This window comes from Amycolatopsis sp. NPDC057786, assembly GCF_042797905.1.
GTDB lineage: Bacteria > Actinomycetota > Actinomycetes > Mycobacteriales > Pseudonocardiaceae > Amycolatopsis.
Genome location: NZ_JBHVKW010000037.1, coordinates 57,649 through 66,102 on the forward strand (window position 1 = coordinate 57,649; position 8,454 = coordinate 66,102).

Annotated in this window: 9 protein-coding genes; 5 read left to right on the forward strand and 4 right to left on the reverse strand. The window is 68.7% G+C overall.

The features are described from left to right. Positions 1–291: 291 nt before the first annotated feature. Positions 292–702, reverse strand: coding sequence for an ArsR/SmtB family transcription factor (locus ACFVM3_RS20475; RefSeq protein ID WP_378440737.1), 411 nt, complete (start codon positions 700–702; stop codon positions 292–294). Between the two features lie 121 nt (positions 703–823). Between ACFVM3_RS20475 and ACFVM3_RS20480 the strand changes: the two genes are divergently transcribed. Genes ACFVM3_RS20480 through ACFVM3_RS20495 form a run of 4 tightly spaced genes read left to right on the forward strand, consistent with a single transcriptional unit; the run spans position 824 to position 4,035 of the window. Further along, complete coding sequence (locus tag ACFVM3_RS20480) at positions 824–1,498, forward strand: low molecular weight phosphatase family protein (RefSeq protein ID WP_378440739.1); 675 nt, start codon at positions 824–826, stop codon at positions 1,496–1,498. After that, entirely contained in the window at positions 1,495–1,899 is a 405-nt protein-coding gene (locus tag ACFVM3_RS20485; RefSeq protein WP_378440741.1) for an arsenate reductase ArsC, read from the forward strand. Before ACFVM3_RS20480 ends, ACFVM3_RS20485 begins: the two co-directional genes overlap by 4 nt. 31 nt (positions 1,900–1,930) lie before the next feature. Continuing rightward, complete coding sequence (arsB, locus tag ACFVM3_RS20490; RefSeq protein ID WP_378440743.1) at positions 1,931–2,995, forward strand: ACR3 family arsenite efflux transporter; 1,065 nt, start codon at positions 1,931–1,933, stop codon at positions 2,993–2,995. After that, entirely contained in the window at positions 2,983–4,035 is a 1,053-nt protein-coding gene (locus ACFVM3_RS20495; RefSeq protein WP_378440745.1) for an ArsO family NAD(P)H-dependent flavin-containing monooxygenase, read from the forward strand. Before arsB ends, ACFVM3_RS20495 begins: the two co-directional genes overlap by 13 nt. Positions 4,036–4,076: 41 nt before the next feature. Here ACFVM3_RS20495 and ACFVM3_RS20500 read toward each other — a convergent pair whose 3' ends face one another. After that, positions 4,077–5,159 carry a flavin-containing monooxygenase gene (locus ACFVM3_RS20500; RefSeq protein ID WP_378440747.1) on the reverse strand — a complete coding sequence of 361 codons (1,083 nt, stop codon included), beginning with the start codon at positions 5,157–5,159 and terminating at the stop codon, positions 4,077–4,079. Between the two features lie 74 nt (positions 5,160–5,233). After that, positions 5,234–6,577: an FAD-dependent oxidoreductase gene (locus ACFVM3_RS20505; protein WP_378440749.1), complete on the reverse strand. Its 1,344-nt coding sequence runs from the start codon at positions 6,575–6,577 to the stop codon at positions 5,234–5,236. Positions 6,578–6,681: 104 nt separating this feature from the next. Here ACFVM3_RS20505 and ACFVM3_RS20510 point away from each other — a divergent pair, with 104 nt between their 5' ends. Beyond that, complete coding sequence (locus tag ACFVM3_RS20510; RefSeq protein WP_378440751.1) at positions 6,682–7,527, forward strand: helix-turn-helix domain-containing GNAT family N-acetyltransferase; 846 nt, start codon at positions 6,682–6,684, stop codon at positions 7,525–7,527. A gap of 193 nt (positions 7,528–7,720) precedes the next feature. Here the strand turns inward: ACFVM3_RS20510 and ACFVM3_RS20515 are convergent, their stop codons facing one another. Next, complete coding sequence (locus ACFVM3_RS20515) at positions 7,721–8,152, reverse strand: DUF6892 domain-containing protein (protein ID WP_378440753.1); 432 nt, start codon at positions 8,150–8,152, stop codon at positions 7,721–7,723. Positions 8,153–8,454 lie beyond the last annotated feature (302 nt).

Here is an 8,454-nt window from a genome sequence, read left to right on the forward strand (position 1 = left end):
ATGATCATCCGCGAGCTGCTGCACGGCAGCACCGCGATCACCGGCATCGCAGCCGGAGTACCCGGCAGGTCGGCCGGTCTGCTGACGAAGCGTCTCCGCAAGGTCGGTCACCCGGACCTCGCTCGTGGTGGCTGGTGCTTTCCGGAACTGTCGTTCGGCCAGGGCATTGTTGCCGCGACCGGTGGTCGCCTGGTCCACATGCGATGGGCCGGTATGTCCACATCGTCAGTGATTCGGCGTTTTCCGCTTGGCGTAGCAGGTTTGTCTTGTTCGCGGCCGTTCAGCGCGCGTTCAGCATCGGGCGCCACGTTCCCGGTCGGTGAGGAGGGCGGGCCGGTCGGCGAGCGGCCCGCCCGAGCGGAGCAGGCCGCTCAGGGTCGCGAGTGGTTCGGGTACGACGCTGTACCAGCTCCAGGTGCCGCGGCGTTCCCGCTCGAGGATGCCGGCGGAGACCAGCACGCGCAGGTGATGGCTGAGCGAGGGCTGCGGCATGTCGAATTCCTCGGCCAGGTCGCAAAAACACGCCTCGCCGCCGGGGGAATACCTCACCAGCGAAAGCAGGCGGATCCGCACGGGGTCCGACAGCGCTTTGAACAGTTTCGCGGCTGTGTCGGCTTCGCCAGGGTCGACGACCGCGGCGGGTTCGGCCATGAGCAAGGTGACAGCGACCGGCTTCCGGGTGCGACTGTTCTCACTCGCCACGTGTCCCACCTCCACGTCGGGTCCTGCCGCCGTCCACCATACCTGCTGGATTGACAAATCTCGATACAAGCTCTTCAATTGCATTGGCAGAAGTCGATCCAGCGGCTCGTGAGGAGACGCCATGACCCCCGCGACCGAGGGACTGCCCGGCCGTGAGGTGCTGGACCGGCTCGACCGGATCACCGACGAGCCGGCCGACCGGTTTCAGGGAACGTTCGGCCGCGAGACGATCGAACGCTTCGTCGAGGAGACCTTCGGGCCGCTGGACGGTTCGGCGACGGTCAAGGCCCACCTGCCGACGCTGACCGCTCATTTCGCCCGGGAGCGGCTGGTCGACCTCGCCAAGGTCGAAGGGCTCACGATGGTGACCGCGCCGCAGGTGCTGTTCGTGTGCGTGCACAACGTCGGCCGTTCCCCGTTCGCCGCGGCACTGCTCAATCATCGCGCCGTCGGGCACGTGATGGTTCGCTCCGCCGGATCGCAGCCCCAGGGCGAGATTCCGCCGGTGATCACCGAGGCGCTGGGCGAGCTGGACATCGGGCTCGCGGGTGCCTTCCCGAAGCCGTTGGCCGACGAAGTCGTCCGCGCCGCTGACGTCGTGGTCACGATGGGCTGCGGAGACGCATGCCCGGGTCTGTCCGGGAAGGCGATACCTGGACTGGGATGTGCCCGACCCGACGGGGCGGCCGCTGACGGTGGTCCGCGGGATCCGGGACGACATCGGCCACCGCGTCCGGCGTCTGCTCGACGAGCTCATCGACTGACCATCTCGCAGAGGAAAGGAAAACGGGCATGACCCGCACGCCTGAAGTGCTGTTCGTCTGTGTCCACAACGCCGGCCGGTCGCAGATGGCCGCCGCGTTGCTGCAGCACTATTCGCTCGGGCGGATCGCGGTGCGGTCCGCGGGTTCCGAGCCCGCGGACAAGGTGAATCCCGCAGCTGCCGCGGCATTGGCGGAGTGGGGCCTCGACATCACCGCCGAGGTCCCGAGCAAACTGTCCTCCGAGGACGTCGAAGCCTCCGACGTGGTGATCACGATGGGCTGTGGAGACACCTGCCCGGTGTTCCCCGGCAAGCGATATCTCGACTGGCCGCTGGAGGATCCCGCGGGTCAGGGCGTGGAGGCGGTTCGCCCGATCCGCGACGAGATCGACCGCCGCGTCCGTGGCCTGATCGCCGAAATCCTCGACGCCTGACCTTCGCCACCGACCTCTGGAGACCAGCCCTGTGACTCGAACCGCCGACGTGGCCGACACCGACGTCCTGCACAACCTGTCCTTTTTGGACCGTTTCCTCCCGGTCTGGATCATCGTCGCGATGGGTGCCGGGCTGCTGCTGGGCAGCGTGATCCCCGGTCTGCAGGGTGTGCTGGACGCGGTGAAGATCGGGCAGGTGTCGCTGCCGATCGCGCTCGGTCTGCTGCTGATGATGTACCCGGTGCTGGCGAAGGTCCGTTACGACAGGCTCGACACCGTGACCAAGGACAAGCGCACGATGGTGCTTTCCTTGGTGCTCAACTGGATTCTCGGTCCGGCGCTGATGTTCGCGCTCGCCTGGCTGATGCTGCCGGATCTGCCGGAGTACCGTACCGGGCTGATCATCGTCGGGCTCGCCCGCTGCATCGCGATGGTGATCATCTGGAACGACCTCGCCTGCGGTGATCGCGAGGCGGCGGCGGTGCTGGTCGCGCTGAACTCCGTGTTCCAGGTGATCATGTTCGGCGTGCTCGGCTGGTTCTACCTCGACCTGCTCCCCGGCTGGCTGGGCCTGGACACGACGACACTGGACTTCTCGCCGTGGGAGATCGCGCTCAGCGTCGTCATCTTCCTCGGCATCCCACTCGCCGCCGGATACCTTTCCCGCCGCGTCGGGGAGCGGAGCAAGGGCCGCGACTGGTACGAGGGCGAGTTCCTGCCCAAGATCGGTCCGATCGCCTTGTACGGTCTCTTGTTCACCATCGTCGTGCTGTTCGCCTTGCAAGGCGACAACATCACGTCCCGGCCGCTGGATGTCGCCAGGATCGCTTTGCCGCTACTGGTGTACTTCGCGGTCATGTGGGTCGGCGGCTACCTGCTGGGCAAGGCGTCCGGTTTGTCGTACGAGCGCACCACGACGCTGGCGTTCACGGCCGCGGGCAACAACTTCGAGCTCGCGATCGCGGTCGCCATCGGTGTCTTCGGCGTGACGTCGGGGCAGGCGCTCGCCGGAGTCGTCGGCCCGCTGATCGAAGTCCCGGTGCTGGTCGCGTTGGTCTACGTGAGTCTTTGGCTGCGTAAGCGTTGGACCGCGTAGTCGTCATCGGTGGCGGCCAGGCCGGTCTCGCCGCGGGTTACCACCTGCGCCGCGCCGGCCTGGACTTCGTCATCCTCGACGCCCGGACCGAGCAGGGCGGAGCTTGGCCGCACGGCTGGGACTCGCTGCGCCTGTTCTCCCCGGCGCGGCACAGTTCCTTGCCGGGCTGGCCGATGCCGCCCTATCCGGGACCGGGGTATCCGACCGCCGACCATGTCGTCGAGTACCTCGCGGCGTACGAGAAACGCTACGAACTCCCGATCCGCCGCGGGGAGCCGGTGACCGCCGTTTCCCGCGACGGCAACGGATTCCAGGTGCGTACCGATACAGGGGAGTGGAGCGCCGAAGCGGTCATCAGTGCCACCGGAACCTGGTGGCGTCCCTTCCTGCCGCTGATGCCGGGTGGGTTCACCGGTCGTCAGCTGCACACGGTGGACTACCGGAATCCGGACGAGTTCGCGGGCCTGGACGTCGTGGTGGTCGGTGGCGGCAACTCCGGCGCGCAGATCGCCGCCGACCTCGCGGGCACGGCGAACCTGACCTGGGTCACCCGCCGCCCACCGCGCTACCTGCCCGACCACATCGACGGCAAGGCACTGTTCGACGTCGCCACCCGGCGCCGCCATGCCCTCGAGACCGGACAGGCCGACACCGCCGGAGTCGCCGGGCTGGGCGACATCGTCGCCGTCCCGCCCGTCCGCGAAGCACGCGACGCCGGACTGTTGCGGCCGCGTGAGATGTTCGCGCGCCTCGACGATGACGGCCCTGTGTGGACGGACGGCACTCGGCAGCACGCCGACGCGGTCATCTGGTGCACCGGGTTCCGTCCCGCACTGAGCCATCTCGCGCCGTTGCGGCTGCGGACCACTCGCGGCCGGATTCCCACCGAAGGCACTCGCGCGGTGGCCGAGCCGCGGCTGCACCTTCTCGGTTACGGCGACTGGACCGGCCCGGCGTCGGCCACGCTCATCGGCGTCGGCATGACCGCCAGGGCCGCTGTCGCCGACATCAAGGCCGCACTGGACACCGACGGCGGGTGAACATCGTCGCCACGGCGAGCCGGGTCGCCGCGACGAGGGTTTCAGCCGATCGGCCGGCAGCGGCGCTTGCCCGTGCCGACCCGGTTTCCGGTCAGTTTCCTCAGGACGTAGTGGGCGTCGCGGCCGACGCCGCGCAGGGTGGCGGAGGCGAAGCTGCGCTGCCATTCCAGCCCGACGTACCCCAGCCCCGCGTGGGTGGTGGACAGGCCGCGATCCTGCGATGGCCGTCCATCGGCCGCCAAGGCGCCCAGTCCGTCCAGATAGGACAGTCCGGGGCGGAATCCGGTGGCGAGCAGGATGGTGTCGACGCGTTCGCGGGTCCCGTCCGGCCAGGTCACGGTGTCGCCGTCGGCGGTGGTGAACACGCGGCGCTGGTCCGGCTGTCCCTGACTGATCGTGGCTTTGTAGAAGCCGGGGTCGTTGACCGGCGAGGGGAGCGGCTTCTTCAGCAGATGCCCGATCGGCAGATGGTCGAACCCGACGGCAGCGGACCAGAAATGCACGTCCTTCCCGAACGGCCGCTGCGGTGCGAACTTCACCGGTGCCCGGTTGGCGAGCGTGACCCGGGCGTGGACGGCGAGTTCGGCCGCGATCTGGACGGCCGAGTTGCCCGCGCCGACGACGACCACGCGCTGCCCGGCGAACGGTTCCGGGTTTCGATATTCGCTGCTGTGCAGGACGCTGCCGGTGAAAGTGTCCAAACCGGACAGGGCCGGGCGATAGGGGCGCGAGAAGCCGCCGGACGCGGCGATGACGACCGGTGCGGTGAGCGCGGTTTCCCCGGTGGCGTGCACGGTGAAGGCGCCGTCGGTGCGAGTGACGGCGTCGACCCGGTGTCCGGTGAGGATCTCGGTGCCGAGGCAGCGGGCGTAGCGGCGCAGGTAGTCGACGACTTCGTCTCGGTGTGGGTAGTGCTCGGGGTCGCCGGGGAAGGGCAGGCCGGGGAGGCCGCTGTAGCGGGCGGGGGAGAAGAGGGTCAGCGAGTCGTAGTAGCGAGGCCAGGACCCGACCGGTTCGGCACCTGCTTCGAGGATCACCGGTGTCAGGCCCTGTGCGCGGGCGGCGTGGGCGGCGGCGAGACCGGCCTGGCCGCCGCCCACGATGATCACGTCGTGGTCGTTCATGAGTTCCTTCCGGAATGAGGAGAACGCCGCCACCACCCGACGTGGTCAACCGGGTGACGCCGCGGCGGCCGCGGTCAGCGCATCGCGGCCGGTGGCGCGGACAGTGTGAGGACTTCCGGCTCCGGTGTCGCGCAGCAGCCGCCCGCGGCCGGTGCGTCGTCCGGTTCGTCGAACAGGCCTGCGCCGCCGCAGACTCCGGTCTCGGCCATCCGCAGCTCGACCCGTGCGGCCGCCTCCTGGTCTCCGGCCAGCTGGGCGGCGATGCTGCGCACCTGCTCGTACCCGGTCATCGCGAGGAAGGTCGGCGCCCGGCCGTAGCTCTTCATCCCGGCCAGGTAGAAGTCCTTCTCCGGATGCGCGAGTTCCTTGGCGCCGTGGGGATACACGGTTCCGCACGAGTGGACGTTCGGATCGATCAGCGGGGCGAGCGCGACCGGTGCCTGCAACGTCGGGTCCAGCTCCAGCCGGATCTCCGACAGCCAGGTCAGATCGGGCCGGAAACCGGACAGGGTCACGACCTCGTCGACCTGCTCGATCCGCTGTCCGCCGGCGGAGATCAAGGTCAGCCGTCCGTCGGTGCCGCGGTCGACCGCCTCGGTGCGGAACCCGGTCACCACCGTGATCAGTCCGGATTCCACCGCTGCCTGTGCACGCAGGCCGAGCGCTCCCCGCGCGGGGAGCTGGTCGGCGTCGCCGCCGCCGAAGGTGTTGCCGACCGCTCCGCGGCGCAGCACCCAGCTGATCCGCGTCTCCGGCGAGTCCTTCGCGAGGCCGGACAAGGCGACCAGCGCGGTGAGCGCCGAATGCCCGCTGCCCGCGACCACCACGTGCTTGCCCGCGTACCGCGCTCGCACCGCGTCGTCGCCCAGATTCGGGACCCGGTAAGTGATCCGGTCCGCCGTCGCACGCTCTCCTGCGGCGGGAAGTCCTTCGCCGCCGAGCGGATTGGGCGTCGACCACGTACCGGACGCGTCGATCACCGCACGGGCCGCGATCCGCTCCTCCGCCCCGTCGGCGGCGCGGACGTGCACGGTGAACGGCTCGTCGTCGCGGCCGCTGTCCACGACGCGGTCTCGTCCCCGGCGTGCCACGCCGACCGCCTCGGCGCCGAAGCGCACCCGGTCACCGAGCGCCGCCGCCAGCGGTCGCAGATACAGCGCGGCCCAGTCCGAGCCCGTCGGATACGCCTCGCCGTCGGGCCGGGTCCAGCCAGTCGTCTCCAGCAGTCGCCCGGCCGCGGGAGCGACAAGTTCGGACCAAGGCGAAAACAACCGCACGTGATTCCATGCCGCCACGTCGGCGCCCGCGTGCGCGCCGCGCTCCAGCACCAGTGGCTCGAAGCCCCGCTCCACCAGTTCGGCGGCGGCCGCCAGCCCCACCGGTCCCGCTCCGATCACCACGACAGGAAGCTCGCTCATCCCCATGCACCTTTCATCGATCCATCTCGATTGAGTGGATGCGGGGGACTGTATCGATCGGAGTCGATTGACGCAACCATCGACTCTGGTCGATACTGGCTGGCATGACGACGGTTGTGCCCGTTCCCCTCGCCGGTCTCCTGCCCGAGCGCGAAGCCGCGACCTATGCCGGATGGTTCGCCTGTCTGGCCGAGCCGATGCGGGTGAAGCTGCTGCACGCCGTCGCGACCTCGCCCCGCGGCCTGACCGTCGGCGCGCTCACCGAAATCCTCGGCACCAGCCAGTCCACCTGCTCCCACCACGTGCGGAAACTGGCGGACGTGGGCTTCGTGCACCTGCGGAAAGAGGGCACGGCCACGGTCGTGACGATCAACCAGGCCTGCTGCAGCGGGCTCCCGCACGCGGCCGACGCCGTCATGGGCATGCTCGCGCCACGTCCGTGCTGCCCGGACAACGTGCCCGGCGACGTCGCCATCCGCGCCCTTCGCGACGACGACTGGGACGCGGTCCGCCGGATCTATGGTGAAGGTATCGCGACCGGGCTCGCCACCTTCGACGCCGAGGTCCCCAGCCGCGAAGCGCTCGACGCGAAATGGCTACCCGGGCATCGCTGGGTCGCCGAGATCGACAATGAGGTCGTCGGCTGGACGGCGGCCACCCCGGTCTCGGAGCGCGAGTGCTACCAGGGGGTCGCCGAGACGTCGGTCTACGTCGGCGAAAGCCATCGCGGTCGCGGGGTCGGGAAAGCCCTTCTCTTCAAGCAAGTCACCGAGGCGGATGCCGCCGGGGTCTGGACCCTGCAGACCTCGATCTTCACCGACAACCGCGCGAGCATCGCCCTGCACCACAGCGCCGGATACCGCACCGTGGGCATCCGCGAACGCATCGCGCAACGCGACGGCGTCTGGCACGACACCGTCTTCCTCGAACGCCGCGGCCCCGTCGCCTAGGCAGTGTCCTGTAGGGCTGTTCGCTGTCTTCGCGCCCAGGTGGTCCCTGGCGGTACGAGCGGGATGCGGCCGGTACCAGGGCTGGAGAGTCCTGGCCGAACTCCGTTGTCGCCCACGCAGGGCCACCGCGATCATCGCGGCCAGCCTCGTCCTGGACCACATCGGGACCCGCCGCCAACCACGACGAAAGGGCTCATTCCACGGCGATTCCGCGGGCCTTGAGGGTGTCCTCGGCGCCGGGGACGGCCATGATGGCCCCGGCGATGTCGTGGATCACGCGGAGGTTGGGCAGCAGGGCGAGGTCGTCCAGTGAGGTGATGTCGAAGAGTTCGTCCTCGCCGTCCCAGAACGGCGAGCACTGGTGGTAGATGTCCAAGCCGCCGTCAGTGATCAGTTCGTCCACTGCGGCCAGCTGGTCGGGAGTGATCTCCAAATCGGTGAAGTACTGGCGGGCTTCCTCGAGGACGGTGTACAGCAGGTCCTGTTCGTCCAGGTACTCCCACAGGTCGCCGGTGGCGCCCTTGGCGTGGAGAACTTCGGCGATCTGGAAACGGGGCTGGATGAGCTTGTCCTGGTACATGAGCTTGTCGATGACCAGCAGCTTGAAGTTGAAGTCGCGGAACATGCCCCATGATCTACCAGACCGCTCCGACAATCCGGGCAGTCAACACACACCTCCTGATCGGCGAATCGTGCACACTGAGCCCTTTCAGGCCCACATGGCGTCGACGATCTCCCGCCGCGCCTCCTCCGGCGTGGATGGTCCACTCCGGATCCTCGTCGATGTCCACGTGGATCACGAAGCCCATCGGACGGACTTACAGGACACGCCCTAGCTTGAGTTTTAACGTCTGTTCGGCCGGGTGGCACCCTGGTTGATCATGGGTGAAGCCCTTGGTTGATCATTCCTCTTGCGACAGAGGGAAA